This is a genomic window from Actinoplanes sp. NPDC051343, assembly GCF_044455125.1.
GTDB lineage: Bacteria > Actinomycetota > Actinomycetes > Mycobacteriales > Micromonosporaceae > Actinoplanes.
Genome location: NZ_JBITEL010000029.1, coordinates 39,580 through 56,242, shown reverse-complemented (window position 1 = coordinate 56,242; position 16,663 = coordinate 39,580). Strand labels below are relative to the sequence as shown.

Annotated in this window: 10 protein-coding genes; 6 read left to right on the top strand and 4 right to left on the bottom strand. The window is 70.9% G+C overall.

The window, feature by feature from the left end:
• Positions 1 to 11 precede the first annotated feature (11 nt).
• Positions 12 to 5,495: an amino acid adenylation domain-containing protein gene (locus ACIA5C_RS47460; RefSeq protein WP_396067767.1), complete on the top strand. Its 5,484-nt coding sequence runs from the start codon at positions 12 to 14 to the stop codon at positions 5,493 to 5,495.
• Between the two features lie 4 nt (positions 5,496 to 5,499).
• On the opposite strand, the gene ACIA5C_RS47455 is transcribed toward ACIA5C_RS47460, so the two are convergent.
• Positions 5,500 to 5,748, bottom strand: a complete 249-nt coding sequence (locus ACIA5C_RS47455; protein WP_396067765.1) for an acyl carrier protein — start codon at positions 5,746 to 5,748, stop codon at positions 5,500 to 5,502.
• A gap of 263 nt (positions 5,749 to 6,011) precedes the next feature.
• Here ACIA5C_RS47455 and ACIA5C_RS47450 point away from each other — a divergent pair, with 263 nt between their 5' ends.
• Genes ACIA5C_RS47450 through ACIA5C_RS47430 form a run of 5 tightly spaced genes read left to right on the top strand, consistent with a single transcriptional unit; the run spans position 6,012 to position 11,489 of the window.
• Positions 6,012 to 7,190 carry a LeuA family protein gene (locus ACIA5C_RS47450; RefSeq protein ID WP_396067763.1) on the top strand — a complete coding sequence of 393 codons (1,179 nt, stop codon included), beginning with the start codon at positions 6,012 to 6,014 and terminating at the stop codon, positions 7,188 to 7,190.
• Positions 7,187 to 8,584 (top strand): 3-isopropylmalate dehydratase large subunit, encoded by a 1,398-nt coding sequence (gene leuC / locus ACIA5C_RS47445; RefSeq protein ID WP_396067761.1) that lies wholly within the window; start codon positions 7,187 to 7,189, stop codon positions 8,582 to 8,584. The genes ACIA5C_RS47450 and leuC overlap by 4 nt, the downstream gene beginning before the upstream one ends.
• 9 nt (positions 8,585 to 8,593) lie before the next feature.
• Entirely contained in the window at positions 8,594 to 9,229 is a 636-nt protein-coding gene (gene leuD, locus ACIA5C_RS47440) for a 3-isopropylmalate dehydratase small subunit (RefSeq protein ID WP_396067759.1), read from the top strand.
• Entirely contained in the window at positions 9,226 to 10,416 is a 1,191-nt protein-coding gene (locus tag ACIA5C_RS47435) for a pyridoxal phosphate-dependent aminotransferase (RefSeq protein ID WP_396067757.1), read from the top strand. Before leuD ends, ACIA5C_RS47435 begins: the two co-directional genes overlap by 4 nt.
• A complete protein-coding gene (locus ACIA5C_RS47430) occupies positions 10,413 to 11,489 on the top strand; it encodes an isocitrate/isopropylmalate dehydrogenase family protein (RefSeq protein WP_396067755.1) in 1,077 nt (358 codons plus the stop codon). Before ACIA5C_RS47435 ends, ACIA5C_RS47430 begins: the two co-directional genes overlap by 4 nt.
• Before the next feature lie 47 nt (positions 11,490 to 11,536).
• Here ACIA5C_RS47430 and ACIA5C_RS47425 read toward each other — a convergent pair whose 3' ends face one another.
• Genes ACIA5C_RS47425 through ACIA5C_RS47415 form a run of 3 tightly spaced genes read right to left on the bottom strand, consistent with a single transcriptional unit; the run spans position 11,537 to position 16,306 of the window.
• On the bottom strand, positions 11,537 to 12,874 hold the full coding sequence (locus ACIA5C_RS47425) for a glycosyltransferase (RefSeq protein WP_396067753.1): 1,338 nt from the start codon (positions 12,872 to 12,874) through the stop codon (positions 11,537 to 11,539).
• 3 nt (positions 12,875 to 12,877) lie between these two features.
• Positions 12,878 to 14,266: a glycosyltransferase gene (locus ACIA5C_RS47420; protein WP_396067751.1), complete on the bottom strand. Its 1,389-nt coding sequence runs from the start codon at positions 14,264 to 14,266 to the stop codon at positions 12,878 to 12,880.
• Positions 14,267 to 14,269: 3 nt separating this feature from the next.
• Positions 14,270 to 16,306, bottom strand: a complete 2,037-nt coding sequence (locus ACIA5C_RS47415; protein ID WP_396067749.1) for an HAD-IIIC family phosphatase — start codon at positions 16,304 to 16,306, stop codon at positions 14,270 to 14,272.
• Between the last annotated feature and the right edge of the window lie 357 nt (positions 16,307 to 16,663).

The following is a 16,663-nucleotide window of genomic DNA, read 5'->3' as shown; positions in this document are numbered from 1 at the left end:
GGTTCTTCGCGTTGGGTGGGGACAGTATCGTGGCGATCCGGTTGGTGTCGCGGGCCAGGGCGGCGGGGTTGGTGATCTCCCCGCGGGATGTGTTCGTGCGTCAGACCGTTGCCGAGTTGGCCGCTGTGGTGTCCGTGGATGAGCCCGGGCCGGCGGCGCCCGAGGCTGGGGTGGGGGTCGGGGTGGTCCCGGCGACGGCGGTGATGAGTTGGTTGCGGGAGCACGGCGGCCCGATCGGTGGGTTGTTTCAGTCGATGGTGCTGGCCGCCCCGGCGGGTTTGGGTTTGGACGGTCTGTGTCGGGTTGTGCAGGCGGTGCTGGACCGGCATGACATGTTGCGGGCCCGGTTGGTGACGTCGGGCGGTGGCTGGGAGTTGATGGTCCCCGCAACCGGTGAGACGCCGGCCGGGGATGTGGTGATCCGGGTCGACGTGCGCGGAGTGGACGAGGCCGGGTTCGAGGCGGTATTCGCCGAGCAGGCCGGGTCGGCGCAGGCCCGGTTGGCGCCTGAGGCCGGGGTGATGGTGCAGGTCGTGTGGTTCGACGCCGGTCCTGACCGGCCCGGCCGGATCCTGTTCGTCGTCCATCACCTCGTCGTCGATGGGGTGTCGTGGCGGATCCTGGTCCCGGACATTGAAGCGGCGTGGCGTGAGGTGGTGGCGGGCCGGGATCCGGTGTTGCCGGCGGTGGCGACGTCGTTCCGGTGGTGGGCGCACCAGCTCGTCGACGCGGCCAGTGACCCGGTCCGGGTGGCGGAGCTGGCGTTGTGGCGCGAGATCCTGGACACCGCGGATCCGTTGCTGGGTGGCCGGGAACTGGATCGGCGGGTGGACACTTTCGCTACGGGTGAGGCGTTGCGGGTGTCGGTGCCGCAGCGGTGGACCGCTGCGTTGCTGACCAGGGTCCCGGCGCTGTTCAACGGTCAGATCAATGACGTGTTGCTGACGGCGCTGGCGTTGGCGGTTGGCCGGTGGCGGGCCTGTCGTGGGGGTGGGGTTCGGCCGGTGTTGGTGGAGTTGGAGGGCCATGGCCGGGAGCCGATCGTGGCGGGTGCCGACGTGTCGGAGACGGTGGGCTGGTTTACCAGTGTGTTCCCGGTGCGGTTGGATCCGGGTCCGGTGTCGTGGGCCGAGGTGTGTGCCGGCGGTGCGGGGCTGGGTCGGGCGCTCAAGCGGGTGAAGGAGCAGTTGCGGGTGATCCCGGACAACGGGATCGGGTTCGGGTTGCTGCGGTATTTGAACCCGGATACCGGTGCGCAGTTGATGGGGCGGGCACCGCAGATCGGGTTCAACTACCTGGGCCGGCTCACCATCGGTGACCACGAAACCCGGGACGTGGCCCAGGACTGGGGTGTGATCTCCGAAGGCGGTGGCGGCCCGTTGGGTGGTGGCGCCGATGCGGATACGCCGCTGGCGCATGTGGTCGAGGTGAACGCGGTCACCGTCGACGGAGTGGACGGGCCGCAACTGGTCGCGTCGTGGTCCTGGGCGCGCGGCCTGCTCACCCGGGCCGACGTTGAGGAGCTCGCCGGGTATTGGGTGCAGGCGTTGCAGGCCATCGCCGACGGCGACGACGCCGGTGGCCACACCCCGTCGGATTTCTCCTCGGTGACCTTGGCGCAAGACGACATCGACGCGTTGGAAGCCGGTCAGCCGGTGGCCGACGTGTGGGCGCTGTCGCCGTTGCAGGAAGGGCTGTTGTTCCACGCCCTGTTCGATGCGCAGGCCACCGACGTCTACCACGCGCAAATGGCGTTCACGCTGCGAGGGACGGTGGACACCCCCGCGTTGCAGGCTGCGGTCCGGACTCTGCTGGCCCGGCACGCGAACCTGCGTGCGGGTTTCCGTCAGATCCGTGACGGGATGACGGTGCAGGTGGTGTGGCGGGAGGTCGACCTGCCCTGGCAGGAACTCGACCTGTCCGACCTGTCCGACCTGTCCGGGCAGCAGCAGGCCGTCGAGGTGGATCGGGTTCTGGCCGAGGAACGTGTCCGCCGTTTCGACATGGACCGGCCGCCGTTGATGCGTCTGATGTTGATCCGGTTGGGTACCGACCGGTACCAGCTGGTGATCACCAGTCACCACATCCTGCTGGATGGCTGGTCCGTGCAAGTCGTCTTCGATGAACTGTTCGCCCTTTACGGGACCGGTGGTGACGACGCCCGCCTGGCCCCGGTGGTCGGGTTCAAGCAGTATCTGGACTGGCTGGCCCGCCGCGACACGGCGGCGGCATCGCAGGCGTGGTCGCAGGCGCTGGCCGGGCTGCCCGGACCGACCCTGATCGCGCCCCAGACGGCGGGCCGGTCCCCGGAGACCCCGGGCCAGACCTGGACGGAACTGTCCGACGAGCTGACTGATGGGTTGACCGCGACCGCCCGCCGGCTCGGGGTCACGCTGAACACGGTGGTCCAGGCGGTGTGGGGGCTCTATTTGGGCCGGGTCACCGGCCGCGAGGATGTCGTGTTCGGCACGACGGTGTCCGGGCGCCCGCCGGAGATCCCGGGTATCGATCGGATGATCGGGCTGCTGATCAACACCGTGCCGGTCCGGGTACGGCTGCGACCCGGGCAGACGTTCGCCGGGTTGCTGGCCCGGTTGCAGGACGAACAGGCTCAGCTGCTGGCCCACCAATATCTCGGCCTGACTCAGATCCAGCGGCTGGCCGGGTCCGGGCCGCTGTTCGACACCCTGCTGGTCTTCGAGAACTACTCTGTCGAGCAGACCTCAACCGACCGCCCGTCCGCGGACCTGCGGATCACCGGAACGAGCAGCGAGGACGCCACCCACTATCCGCTGAGCCTGTGCGTCATGCCGGGGCCGCGGCTCAGGCTGCGGTTGGACTATCAACCCGGCCTGTTCGACGAACCCACCGCCCGAACCATCGCGGCCCGGGTCGTGCGGCTGCTGGAGGCGGTGGCCGGCGACCCGGACCAGCCGGTCTCCCGGGTCGACGTCCTCGACCCGGCCGAGCGGCACATGATCCTGGATGAGTTCAACGACACTGCCCGCCCGCTACCGGCGACGCTGCCGGAGCTGTTCGCGGCGCAGGTGGCGGCGAGCCCGGACGCGGTTGCGGTGGTGTTCGAGGGCGTTGAGGTGACCTACCGGGACCTCGACGAGCGGGCGAATCAACTTGCCCTGCATCTCATCGGGCTCGGAGTCGGCCCGGAGAGCCTGGTCGGGTTGGTGCTGCCCCGCTCGGTCGAACTGGTGGTCGCGGTGCTCGGTGTGGCGAAGGCCGGCGGTGCTTATCTGCCCATCGACGCCGCATACCCGGCCGAGCGGATCACGCTCATGCTGCACGACGCCGTACCCACGTGTCTCTTGACCACCACGATCGCCCTCACCGACGCGGTCACCACGGCCCTGGCCGCCACCGCCTTGACCGATGATCTGGTCGTTCTGGACGACCCGACGACCGCTGCGGAGATCGCCGGGCAGGCGATGGCCGGCGTGACCGACGCCGATCGGTCGGGCGTGCTGCTTCCGGCGCACCCCGCGTACGTCATCTACACGTCGGGGTCCACCGGCCGGCCCAAGGGTGTGGTGGTGTCGCACACGGGGATCTCGAGTCTGGCCGGGGCGCAGATCGAGCGGTTGCGGATCCGGGGGGACAGCCGGGTCCTCCAGTTCGCCTCGCCCAGCTTCGACGCCGCGTTCTTGGAGATGATGATGGCGTTGCTGAGCGGTGCGGCGCTGGTGATGGCGGCGCCGTCGCGGTTGGCCGTGGGTGAGCTGGGCCGGTTGTGCGTCGAGCAGCGGATCACGCACGCGCATTTGCCACCGGCGTTGTTGTCGGCGTTGCCCGACGTCGACGATCTCCCGGCCGGCATGACCGTGGCCACCGGAAGCGAGGCGGTTTCCGGGGAGGTGGTCCGGCGGTGGTCCCCGGGCCGTTTGCTGATCAACGGGTACGGGCCGACCGAGTCGACGGTTCTCGCGACCATGACCACGGCCCTGTCCGGGGAGGACACGCCGCCGATCGGTCGGCCGTTGCCCAACACGCGGGTGTTCGTACTGGACCCGGGGCTGCGTCCGGTGCCGGTGGGGGTCGCGGGCGAGCTGTACGTGGCCGGGGCCGGGCTGGCGCGGGGGTATCTCGACCGGCCGGGGTTGACCGCGCAGCGGTTCGTGGCGTGTCCGTTCGGTGCGCCGGGGGAGCGGATGTACCGCACCGGGGACGTGGTGCGCTGGGACGAGGGCGGGGTGCTGAAGTTCCTGGGCCGCTCGGACGACCAGGTGAAGGTGCGCGGGTTCCGCATCGAGCTCGGTGAGGTCGAGGCGGCCCTGGATCGTCACGAGCGGGTGGCCCAGGCGGTGGCCATGGTCCGGGAGGATCAGCCCGGCCAGCGGCGCCTGGTCGCCTACGTCCTGGCGGCCGGCGACGACGCTGATGTCGACGGCGGAATGCTGCGGGAGTTCGTCGGCCGGACGCTGCCCGAGTACATGGTCCCGGCGATGGTGGTGGTCGTGGCAGCCTTCCCGTTGACGGCCAGCGGGAAGGTGGACCGGGCCGCGCTGCCGGTGCCAGACATGTCGGTTCTGATGTCGTCGCGGGAGCCGCGGACCCCGGTCGAGGAGTTGTTGTGTGATCTGTTCGCCGAGGTTCTCGGGTTGCCGCGGGTCGGGATCGATGACGGGTTCTTCGCGTTGGGCGGTGACTCGCTGCTGGTGGCCCGGTTGGTCAGCCGGATCCGGTCGGTTGTGGGGGCCGAGGTCACGATCCGGGAGGTCGTCGAGGCCCCGACCGTGGCGAGCCTGGCCCTGTTGTCGACCGGCCGAAGTGCAGCGCAGACCCGGACCGGCACGTTGATGCCGATCCGGGCGCGCGGGAAGCGCAGCCCCGTCTTCTGTCCGCATCCGGCCGGTGGCCTCGGGTGGATCTACATGGGTCTCCCGCGGTACCTGGAAGACGACCGGCCGGTGTACGCCCTGGAAGACCGTTCGGTTCGTTCGGACGGGACGCCTCCGGAGTCCCTGGAGGACATGGCGGCGGACTACATCGAGCAGATCAGATCGATTCAACCGCACGGTCCGTACTATCTGGTGGGGTGGTCGTCCGGCGGCGTGCTGGCCCATTGCATGGCCACCCGGCTGCAGAGTGCGGGCGAGCGGATCGCCCTGCTGGCGTTGGTCGATTCGTACCCGCCGGAACAGCTGCCCGACGACGCCGACGGGCTGGCCCGCGCGGTGCTGGAGGTTCCGGAGTCGAGGTTCGGCGGCATCACCGCGGATCGGATTCGGGCGACGATCCGGAGGAACTTCGAGCTGCTCAGAGGTTTCACACCCGACGTCTTCGAGGGCGACCTGCTCCACCTCAGCGGGCTGGAGGCGCGCGAGGCGCAGGTCGACGCGACCGTATGGACGAAGTATGTGAAGGGAAACATCCGGCAGCACGCGATCGACTGCGCGCACGACGATCTGCTGAAGGACGGCCTGGAGCTGGGGGTGGGCCGAATCCTGGGCGAAGGGGTGGCGACGGGCGACGCCGGCTGAGCGCTCAGGCCGGCCCGGCCGTCCGCAAGGCCGCGACGAGGTCGGCGATCGTCTCGGCGTCGAAGAACACCTCGATCGGCAGCTCCACGTCGAGCTGTTCCTGGATGCGGGCGGCCAACACGACGATCATCAGCGAGTCGAAGCCGAGCTCGAACAGGTCGTCGCCGGTGTTGACCGCCGGGTTGCCGGCGAGCTCTCGGACCAGCGAGAGCACGACGCTCTCCGTGGTGTCGTGGTTGACACGTGCGGACATGGGACCTCCTGCGCTCGCCCGGGACGCGGACGTCCATCTTCCTAACACAGCGCAGGAGGCGACACCTACGGCCAGGCCCGCAAATCTCCCGGACCGTCGTCCGCAACAATCCCGCAGCCCTTTCGCAGCCCGGAACTGCCATGCTCCCCCCGCGCGGACCGGCCACGACACGAGAGACAACGGCATCTGTCGGCCGAGGGTTCCGCGTCCCGTCCGCCGTTTACGAGGACGACGGCACCGGTACCTTCGATAAGGAGCCGTAGTTGTCCACATCCCGCAGGATCTCGGTGTTCGACTCCACTTTGCGCGATGGCGAACAGGCGCCCGGCAACGCCATGTCGCCCGACCAGAAGCTCGCTATCGCCCTGGCCCTCGAGGCCATCGGCGTGGACACGATCGAGGCCGGCTTTCCCAGCTCCTCGCCCAGCGACTTCGAGGCCACAAAGAAGATCTCGGAGGCGCTGACCCGGGCGAAGTTCGCCACCCTCAACCGGGCCACTCCGAACGACATCGACGCGGCGGCTCGGGCCGGCGGCGTCGATAACCACGAGCTGCAGATCATGGTCACCGGCAGCGATGTCCACCTGGAACACAAGCGCGGCTTCTCCCGAGCGGAGGGTCTGCGCGAGACGGTGGAGAGCTTCCGGTACGCCCGGTCGCTCGGCTTCACCGACATCACCCTCGCTATCGAGGATGCCAGCCGCGGCTGTGACGACCTGCTGCATCCGCTGATCGACGCCGGGATCAGCGAGGGTGCCGCGACCGTCACCCTCGCCGACACCACCGGCTGCATGGTCCCGGCCGAGTTCGGCGCGCTGGTCGGTCGCGTGCGCTCCTGGATCCCGGACGGTACCGACCTGTCCGTGCACTGCCACAACGACATGGGCCTGTCGCTGGCGAACGCCCTGGTCGCCATCGAGGCCGGGGCCGACGTCGTGCAGTGCACCCTGGCCGGCATCGGCGAGCGGACCGGCAACACCCCGCTGGAGGAGCTCGTGGCGCTCCTCACCTACAAGGCCGACGAGATCGGGGCCCACACCGACGTCGACGCGGCCGGCCTCTACCAGGTTTACCTTCTGCTGCAGCGCAGCATCGGGCTGGTCACCTCGTCGTCCAAGCCGGTCTTCGGGGCGAACGCGTTCGCCACCGAGGCGGGCATCCACCAGGCCGGCATCATGCGCCACCCGATCACCTACGAGTACGTCGAACCGCACCGGTTCGGCCGCGAGCGCACCATCCTGGTCGGCCGTCATTCCGGTCGCAACGTGATCCGGCACCTGCTGCGGGAGATGGGTGCCGCCACGGAGAAGGAGCTGGAGGAAGACACCTACCAGCAGTACATCGCCAACCGCCGCGACCGGGACTGCATCTCCATCGGCGAACTCCGGGACATCCTGAGCAGCCGGCTCGCGGCCCGGACATCGACGGTGGCGGCGTCGTGACGACGGCCCGGACCCTCATCGAGAAGGTGTGGGACGCCCACGTCGTACACCGGACCGCCGGCCAGGCCGACCTGCTCTACATCGACCTGCACCTGGTGCACGAGGCCAGCTCACCGCAGGCGTTCCACGGACTGCGGCTGTCCGACCGGCCGGTGCGCCGGCCGGATCTGACCCTGGCCCTGGAGGACCACAATGTGCCCACCGACACCCTGGTGATCCGCGACAGGATGGGGCGCGGCCAGGTCGAAGCGCTGCGGAGCAACTGCGCCGAGCACGGCATCGAAGAGCTTCCGCAGGGACATCCGAACCAGGGCATCGTGCACGTCGTGGCGCCCGAACTCGGCCTCGTACAGCCCGGCATGACGATCCTCTGCGGTGACAGCCACACGTCGACGCACGGTGCCTTCGGCGCGTTGGCTTTCGGCGTCGGTACCAGCGACGTCGAGCACGTCCTGGCCACCCAGACCATCCGGCTGGCCCGGCCACCCACCATGGCCGTGGAACTGGTCGGCGTGGCGCCAACGGCGGCCACCCCGAAGGACATGGCGCTGGCCGTCGTCCACCACATCGGCGCCAACGGTGCCAACGGCCACGTCGTCGAGTACCGCGGGGAGGCCGTCGAGGCGCTGTCCATGGAGGGTCGGATGACCCTGTGCAACATGACGATCGAGGCTGGTGCCCGCGCCGGTCTCATCGCCCCGGACGAGCGCACCTTCGAGTACCTCCAGCGCCGGCCGTTCCGGCCGTCGGACGCCGACTGGGACGCGGCGCTTGCCCACTGGCGAACGCTGCGGACCGATCCGGGCGCCAGCTTCGACCGTCGGATCCGTGTCGACATCGGCGCGCTGACGCCGTTCGTGACCTGGGGAACCCACCCGGGCCAGGCCGTACCCATCGACGGCGCCGTGCCCGACCCGGAGGGCTTCACCGACCCGGCGCAGCGCGCGGCGGCCACCCGGGCACTGCGGTACATGGCCCTGACGCCCGGTACCCCGATCCGGGGGATCACCATCGACACCGTGTTCCTGGGCTCCTGCACCAACGGGCGGCTGGAGGACCTGCGGGCGGCGGCGGAGGTGCTCCGCGGGCGGCGGGTCGCACCCGGCACCCGCATGCTCGTGGTGCCCGGCTCGATGGACGTGCGGACCAGCGCCGAGCGGGAGGGCCTCGACGAGGTCTTCCTGAGCGCCGGTGCCGAGTGGCGGTTGCCGGGGTGCTCGATGTGCATGGGCATCAACGCCGACCGGGTGCAGGGCGCCGAGCGCATCGCCGCAACGTCCAACCGCAACTACGAGGGCCGCCAGGGTACCCAGGCGCGCACCCACCTGGTGTCGCCGGTGGTGGCCGCGGCAACCGCCGTGCGGGGTCACCTGGCCGCCCCGAGCGACCTGTAGGGGGAGGCCATGCAGTCACTCAAACATCACACTGGACGGTGCGCCGTCCTGCCCCGCGACGACATCGACACCGACCAGATCATCCCGGCCGAGTTCTGCAAGCGGCTGACCAAGGAGGGGTACGCCGACGCCCTGTTCGCGCACTGGCGCAAGGACCCGGACTTCGTCCTCAACCAGGCGGCGACTGCCGGTGCCACGGTTCTCGTGGCGGCCGCGAACTTCGGCACCGGAAGCTCCCGCGAGCATGCCGTCTGGGCCCTGCGCGACTGGGGTCTGCGCGTCGTCGTCGCCAGCAGCTTCGGTGACATCTTCCTGCGCAATGCCTGGAAGAACGGCGTGATGGCGGTCCAGCTGCCGGCACCGGTCGTGGCCTCGCTGGCCGCCGAGGCGACCGCCGACCCGACCTTCGAGATCACCGTGGACCTCGTCGACACCGAGGTCCGCGCCGGCGACGAGCGGCATCGGTTCCCCGTCGACGAGAACGCGCGCTGGCTGTTGCTGGAGGGTCTGGACGACATCGACGTCACGTTGCGTCACGTCGATGCTATCGCCGGCTACGAGCGGAGCCGGCCACCCTGGCTACCCGGCCTCAGCCGGGGTTGCGTCGATCGGCGCCTGGGCCGGTCCCTCGGGGCGACGCCGTGAACATCGTGGACGCCGGGCCCGCGGCGGCGACCATGTCGAAGCGGGCCCGGGGACTGTCCACCAGTAGCCTCATCGAGCTGTTCCTGCTGGCGCGCGAGCGCGACGCGATCGACCTCGCGGTGGGCTCACCCGGATATCCCTGCACGCCGCCGCCGCTGCTGGACGCCGCGGTCGAGGCGCTGCGGGCCGGTCACAACCAGTACGAGATCCCGGCGGGCGACGCCGCGCTGCGCCGGCACATCGCGGCCACGTTCGCCGCTCCCACCGACCCGGACACGCAGATCACCGTGACCGTCGGCGGTACCGAGGCGCTGTGTGTGGCGCTGCTGACCAGCATCGACCCGGGGGACGAGGTGATCGTGCTGGAGCCGTTCTACGAGAACTTCCTCTCGGCGATCGCGCTGGCCGGCGGGGTAACCCGGGTCGTGGCGTTGCGGCCACCCGACTGGACCTGGGATCCGGCGGACCTCGCTGCCGCGTTCGGGCCCCGTACCAAGGCCATCATGGTCAACACGCCCGCCAACCCGACGGGCCGGGTCCTCGACCGGGCCGAGCTCGACGAGATCGCCACCCTGTGCAGCCGCTGGGGCGTCACGGTCATCTCCGACGAGGTGTACTCCGGGCTGCTGTTCGACGACCGTACCCATGTGTCGGTCGCCGACGTCGAGGCGCTCGACCCGTACAGCATCGTGATCGGCTCGCTGTCCAAGGGCGCCGCCGTCAGCGGCTGGCGGTTGGGCTACCTGCGCGCCGATCCGGCCCGTACCGCGGTGCTGCGCCGGGTACACGAGACGACCACCAACGGCACCGGCGCCCCGTTGCAGCGGGCCGCCGGCGCGGTGGGGTTGCCCGGCGCACCCTGGTGGCGGCCGGCGCCCGGCCTGGCGGAGCGTCGAAACGTCGCCCAGCGCATCCTGCACGACATGGGCCTCACGTTCCGGCCGGCCGACGGCGGCTGTTTCCTGCTCGCCGACATCTCCGGCGTGACCAGCGAGGACAGCACCACCTACGTTCGTTGCCTGCTGGCCGAGCGCAACGTCCTGCTCGTCCCCGGTGGCGGGTTCTTCGCCGACCGGGCCCGGGGCCGCGCCTACGTCCGGATGGCGTTCAACCGGCCGATGGAAACGCTCGACGCCGCGGCCCGCGCGCTGGTGGGGCCACCACCGGTCCCGAGGAGTACGCCATGACAACCATCACCGTGGTACCCGGCGACGGGGTCGGCCCCGAGGTGATCGCCGAAGCCGTCGAGACGCTGCGCGCGGTCGATCTCGGCCTGACCTTCGACACGCTCGACCACATCAACGCCGACACCTGGCTGCGCACCGGCGTCGCGATGTCGGACGCGGACTTCGAGCGGATCCGCTCCAGCTCCGCGACGCTGCTCGGTGCCGTCGGCGATCCGCGCGTCACCACCCAGGACTACGCGCGCAGCGTGCTGCTGCGCTTGCGGTTCGATCTGGAGCTGTACATCAACCTGCGCCCGGCCCGGCTGCTGCACGACCGGCTCAGCCCGCTGCGCGACGAGGCCGAACGCGCCATCGACTGTGTCATCATCCGGGAGAACACCGAGGGCCTCTACGCCGGGATCGGCGGCCAGCTGCGGCCGTCCACCAGTGCCGAGATCGCCATCGACGCCGAGGTCAACACGTACCTGGGTGTCTCCCGGGCGATGGATTTCGCCTTCCGGATCGCCCGCCGCGACGTCTGCCTCGTGGACAAGTCCAACGCGGTCCGTTACGGGGGCGCCCTATGGCAGCGCTGCTTCGCCGAGGCGCAGCGGCGCCATCCCGACGTACCCACCAGCCACCTGTACGTCGACGCCGCGGCGATGAAGCTGGTCTCCCAGCCGACCCGCTTCGACGTGATCGTCTGCAACAACTCCTACGGCGACATCCTCAGCGACATCGCCGCGGAAATCGCGGGCGGTCTCGGCACGGCGGCCTCCGTGAACTTCAACCCCGACACCGGGTTCGGAGTGTACGAGCCGGTGCACGGCAGCGCCCCGGACATCGTGGGCCGGGGGGTGGCCAACCCTCTCGCGGCGATCCTCACGGCGTCGCTGCTCGCCGAGCGGCTGGGCCACCCGGCCGAGGCGGAGGCCATCGGCGCCGCGGTGCGGGCGACCGTGGCAGCCGGTGTCTGCACGCCCGATCTCGGCGGGAGCCACGGTACCGCCGAGGTCGGCGCCGCGGTCCGCGCCCATCTCGCTGGGGCGGGCGACGGTGGCGACGCCCGGCCACTGGCGAGGGTGGCCCGGTGACCACACCGCCGTCGCATGACAGCCGGTGTGGCCGTACGAACGGTGCCTCAGCGAGGGTCCTGCTTCGCCGGCGTGGACGGTTGGTCGAGCCAGCGCCGTAGGAGGGCGGCGCGCTCGGGGGAGAGGTCGGCCGCTGTCCGCGTCGCCGGCGCCCGCGCGGGTGTCGGCGGCGTCGGGGTGCGGCCGAGCAGTGTCTCCAGTGCCTGGCACGCTGTGTCGAGTGCCGCGTCGCTGCCGACGCCCGGCGCGAGGTCGATGGCACGCCGGCGGTAGGCGGGTTCGGCGAGGACGAGGCGGAGCAGTGCGGCGACGTCCGCGGTGGTCCAGCGTGCGGCCGGTAGCCATTCGGCGAGGCCCAGGCGGTGCAATCGGCGGGCGTTGTCGGGCCGGTCCACGCCGTGGGCCAGTACGACCTGGGGGGTGCCGGAGCGGATCGCCCGGGCGCTGGTGAGGATCCCGCCGTGGTGCAGTACCGCGGCCACCTTGGGCATGAGGGTCGCGAACGGCAGTGCCGGAAACCAGTGCAGCCCTGGCGGTAGCCGCTCGGGAAGCAGGTCACGGTATTTGCACACGACGATGCCCGGCCGGCCGATCTCGGCGACGGCAGTCACCGCTGTCGTGTACCAGTCGCGGTGCAGCATGCGTCCCGATCCGCCGGTCACGAGGATCGATCGTGGTTGCGACGGCGCTACGAGGGCTGCTGCGGCGGCCGGCAGGGGGCCGGTCTCGGCGGCGTCGTTGAGCAGGAACCCGGCCCGGCTGGCGCCGGCCGGCGCGGGATCACCGGCGGTGTCGAACCAGTCCGGCCACAGGCACACGCAGCCGTCCACACCCGACAGCCAGGTACCCCAGTCGGTCACCGGCGGCAGGCCGAGCCGGTCCCGCATCGCGTTAGTCGGCTCGGCGAGCCCGCGCGTATACAGCCGCTGCGTCAGCGGCACGCCCATGTGCTGCGTCGGCGTCACGCAGACCCACGCCGCCGGCATGCCCAACACTTCGCGACCCAGCAGCACCGACAGGCGGGACATGTGCCGGCCGACGAGGACGACCTCGCCGGCCGGGCGGGTGCGGGCCAGCTCCGCCATCGCCTCGTACTCAGCACGGATCTGGTCGAAGATGCCGTTGCGGTGGTAGAAGTCGACGACCCGATCGACACTGGTCAGGACGTTGACCCAAAACGCGCGGTGGTCGTCGAGCAGCCGCTCGTACTCCTCGGCGGTGTCGGTGGCGACCAGCCGGACCCCGGCCCGGGCGGCCGTGTCCGCATAGGCCTGGTGGCTGAACAGCACCGCCTCGTGCCCTCGCCGGCCGAGCCCCTCGGCCAACCGGATGAACGGCCACACGTCCCCGTGGGTGCCATCGGTGGTCAGCAGAAACGTCGCCACCGGCTACCGCCCTGCGTCCAGCCGCCGGCGTACCTCGTCGTCGGACACGGCGGCCTCAGCGTGGTTGCCGCGTCGCCGCGTGGATCGTTGGTCGAGCCAGCGCCGTAGCAGGGCGGCGCGCTCGGGGGAGAGGTCGGTCGCCGTTCGCGTGGCCGGCGCCCGCGTGGGTGCCGGTGCCGTCGGGGTCCGGCCGAGCAGTGTCTCCAGTGCCTGGCACGCTGTGTCGAGTGCCGCGTCGCTGTCGGTGCCCGGGGCGAGGTCGATGGCACGCCGGCGGTAGGCGGGTTCGGCGAGGACGCTGCGGAGCAGTGCGGCGACGTCCGCGGTGGTCCAGCGGGCGGCCGGTAGCCATTCGGCGAGGCCCAGGCGGCGCAATCGGCGGGCGTTGTCGGGCCGGTCCACGCCGTGGGCCAGTACGACCTGGGGGGTGCCGGAGCGGATCGCCCGGGCGCTGGTCAGGATCCCGCCATGGTGCAGTACCGCGGCCACCTTGGGCACGAGGGTCGCGAACGGCAGCGCTGGGAACCAGTGCAGCCCTGGCGGTAGCCGCTCCGGTAACAGGTCGCGGTACTTGCAGACGACGATGCCCGGCCGGCCGATCTCGGCCACAGCGGCCACCGCTGTCGCGTACCAGTCCCGGTGCAGCATCCGCCCGGATCCAGCGGTCACGAGGATCGGTCGTGGTTGCGACGGCGCTACGAGGGCTGCTGCGGCGGCCGGTAGCGGGCCGGTCTCGGCGGCGTCGTTGAGCAGGAACCCGGCCCGGGTCGCGCCGGCCGGCGCGGGATCGCCCGCGGTGTCGAACCAGTCCGGCCACAGGCACACGCAGCCGTCCACACCCGACAGCCAGGTACCCCAGTCGGTCACCGGCGGCAGGCCGAGCCGGCCCCGCAACGCGTTCATCGGGTCGGCGAGCCCGCGCGGGTACAGCCGCTGCGTGAGGGACGCGCCCATGTGCTGTTGCGGGTACCCGCAGACCCACGCCGCCGGTACGCCCAGTGCCTCGCGACCCAGCAGCACCGACAGGCGGGACATGTGCCGGCCGACGAGGACGACCTCGCCGGCCGGGCGGGTGCGGGCCAGCTCCGCCATCGCCTCGTACTCAGCACGGATCTGGTCGAAGATGCCGTTGCGGTGGTAGAAGTCGACGACCCGATCGACACTGGTCAGGACGTTGAGCAGGACATCGCGGTGGTCGTCGAGCAGCCGCTCGTACTCCTCGGCGGTGTCGGTGGCGACCAGCCGGACCCCGGCCCGGGCGGCCGTGTCCGCATAGGCCTGGTGGCTGAACAGCACCGCCTCGTGCCCTCGCCGGCCGAGCCCCTCGGCCAACCGGATGAACGGCCACACATCCCCGTGGGTGCCATCGGCGGTCAGCAGAAACGTCGCCACCGGCTACCGCCCCGCGTCCAGCCGCCGGCGTACCTCGTCGTCGGACAGGCCGTCGAGTTCGTCGAGCAGGCCGAGCAGCGCGTCGTCGCCGACCGGCGCGGCCGGCTGCTCGTCGATGTTGCGGGCCATGTCGGCAATCGTGAACCGATCGGTGAACAGCACATCGACCGGCAACTCGACGCCGAACTCCTCGCGGACCCGCCCCGCGAACTGCACAGCCAGCAACGAGTGGCCACCGAGTTCGTAGAAATCGTCCTGGACCGAGCGCGGGGGGAACTCCAGCAGTTCCGCCCAGATCGCGGCGACCGCGGTCTCGGTCGGCGTGCCGTCGACCTGCCAGGCGCCGGTAGCGGCCGACCGGTCGGCGGCGACGGCCGCGAGGAGTTGTGCCGCGCCGGCCAGGGTGCTGGCGATCCGGTCGACGACGTCGTTGTCGACGGTGCCCGCGGCCGGTTCGACCCGCGCCGCCGGGGTCGCGGGCGCGGCCGCCGCCGGCTCGTACGTCACGGTCCGCGCCACCTGTGTGTTCAGCTCGAACCAGGTGGCCCCGTCGTCGCCGGCGCGTTCACCGGCCGGGAGACCCCGCAGGAACGTCGCCGCCGGCTCGTTGCGTGGCGTCGGCCGGTACGCCAGCGACACGAGGTCGACACCGTGCCCGGCGGCCCGGTCGCCCAGGGCGTTGAGCACCCGGTGCTCGACCCCACGGCCGAGCACCCGGCAACTGAGCAGCAGCCCATCCACCCGCAACCGCGCACCGTCCACCGTGGCCAGAGCGCACCCCACGGTGCCGTAGTCGCCGAACCTGTCGCGGGCCCGTACGACCAGGCACTCCGTCTCCGGCGGCCGGGCGGCCAGCTCGGACGCGGTCCGGCGGGTGCCGGTCAGAGTGAACTGATTGATCCGCTGGGTCAGCTGCGCGACCCGGGCGAGGTCGGCGTCACACATCGGCGCGACGTCGACGACGAGGTCCAGCGTGGCGAGGAAGTCGGTGAGCGACGGGGCGGCCGAGCGGGCGGTCTCGCGCTCGCGCGCCTGCCGGTAGCGCTCGGCCCGCATGCGGTCGTCCTCGGTGACCCGTGGGTGGTCGAGCGGCCAGCAGTGCTGCAGGTACGCCAGCATGGCGTCGGGCACCGCCGGCGTCACCACCTGGGGCAGGGCGGCCCGGACCGCGGCCACCTCGACCGGGTTGTCGTCGATGAACACGAACGTGTCGAGGCCGACGTCGAGTTCGGCCGCGAGCTCGGCCAGATTGGCCGGCTTGGGCGCCCAGTTGATCCGCCACGCCGTCAGATGCTCCGGGCGCAGGACCATGTCGGGATGCTCGGCCAGCACCTGGAGCACGTCGGCCTCGGCGTTGCGACTGGCGATGCACAACAACCGGCCTGCGTCGCGCTGCGCCAGCAACAGGCGCTGGATCTCCCGGTGCTCCGGCCCGACGCGGACTCCCGACGGGCCGTCCTCTCCTACCGCGCCGTTCCACAGTGTGTGATCGGCGTCGACGACGATGACCTTCGGCCGAGGCACCCGCCAGGCATACACCGCGCGGGTAACGTCGATGGCCAGCGCCGCGAAGAACTCCGGTGTGTACGGCACGTCCGCCGTCGCCGCCGTGTAAGGGTCGTGGACACTCGCCACCGGGTACCGCCCGAGCAATTCGCCCGCTGTTACCACGCGAATCCGGGCGTCATCGGCGAGACCATCGGCGAGCTGCCGCTCGAACGCCGCGGCCGGGCCTTCCTCGGCGCCCGGGCACACCACCACCAGATGCGGAACGCCGGTCGCCCCGGCACTGTCGACGACGGCCCGGACCAGGTCGTCCGCGATGTCCGGCGCGGCCGCCCAGACGTCGGGGCGCAGCAGGACCACGTTGCCGCCGTCGCTGTTGCGCCGCAGAGCACCGCCCGGATCGAGCAGCGACTGGAACACCTCCCCGTAGGGCGCGAACGCGACCTCGACCGGCAAACCAGCGGTTGCCATCGCATATTCGAGAAGCTCCTGAAGCGGGCCGGCCGTGAAATCGGCAGCGACATAGATCCGCACGTATTAGACCTCGCGATCGTCTCGACTCCGGATATCACATCGACGACGTCCACCGTTACAGCAATGTCCGAATCCTCGATTGGATCATCACACCCGCTCGCCCTGTCGACCACCGCCGTCGGCGCACGCTCCGGAACTGGTCCACGAGGCAGGCCTCCAGCCCTCGGACGCGCGCAAACGCTAACCGTTCGATGCTGCGAAATGGTTGTGGAATGCTTGTGTTCCCAGCTCGTCGGCTGCATCGGCGTCGGCTGCATCGGCGTCGGCTGCCCGACGGGTACGGCACCGACCGGGGTCCCGGCCCACAATGACCGGCCTACTTCCGAGATGGGGCCGCGGCGTTGTTCCGACTTGAGG

What these genes read in the sequence shown, in the direction of transcription:
- ACIA5C_RS47455 (WP_396067765.1), bottom strand. Translation starts at nt 5,748, where the DNA reads ATGTCCGCACGTGTCAACCACGACACCACGGAGAGCGTCGTGCTCTCG.
- leuD (WP_396067759.1), top strand. Translation starts at nt 8,594, where the DNA reads ATGCAGTCACTCAAACATCACACTGGACGGTGCGCCGTCCTGCCCCGC.
- ACIA5C_RS47430 (WP_396067755.1), top strand. Translation starts at nt 10,413, where the DNA reads ATGACAACCATCACCGTGGTACCCGGCGACGGGGTCGGCCCCGAGGTG.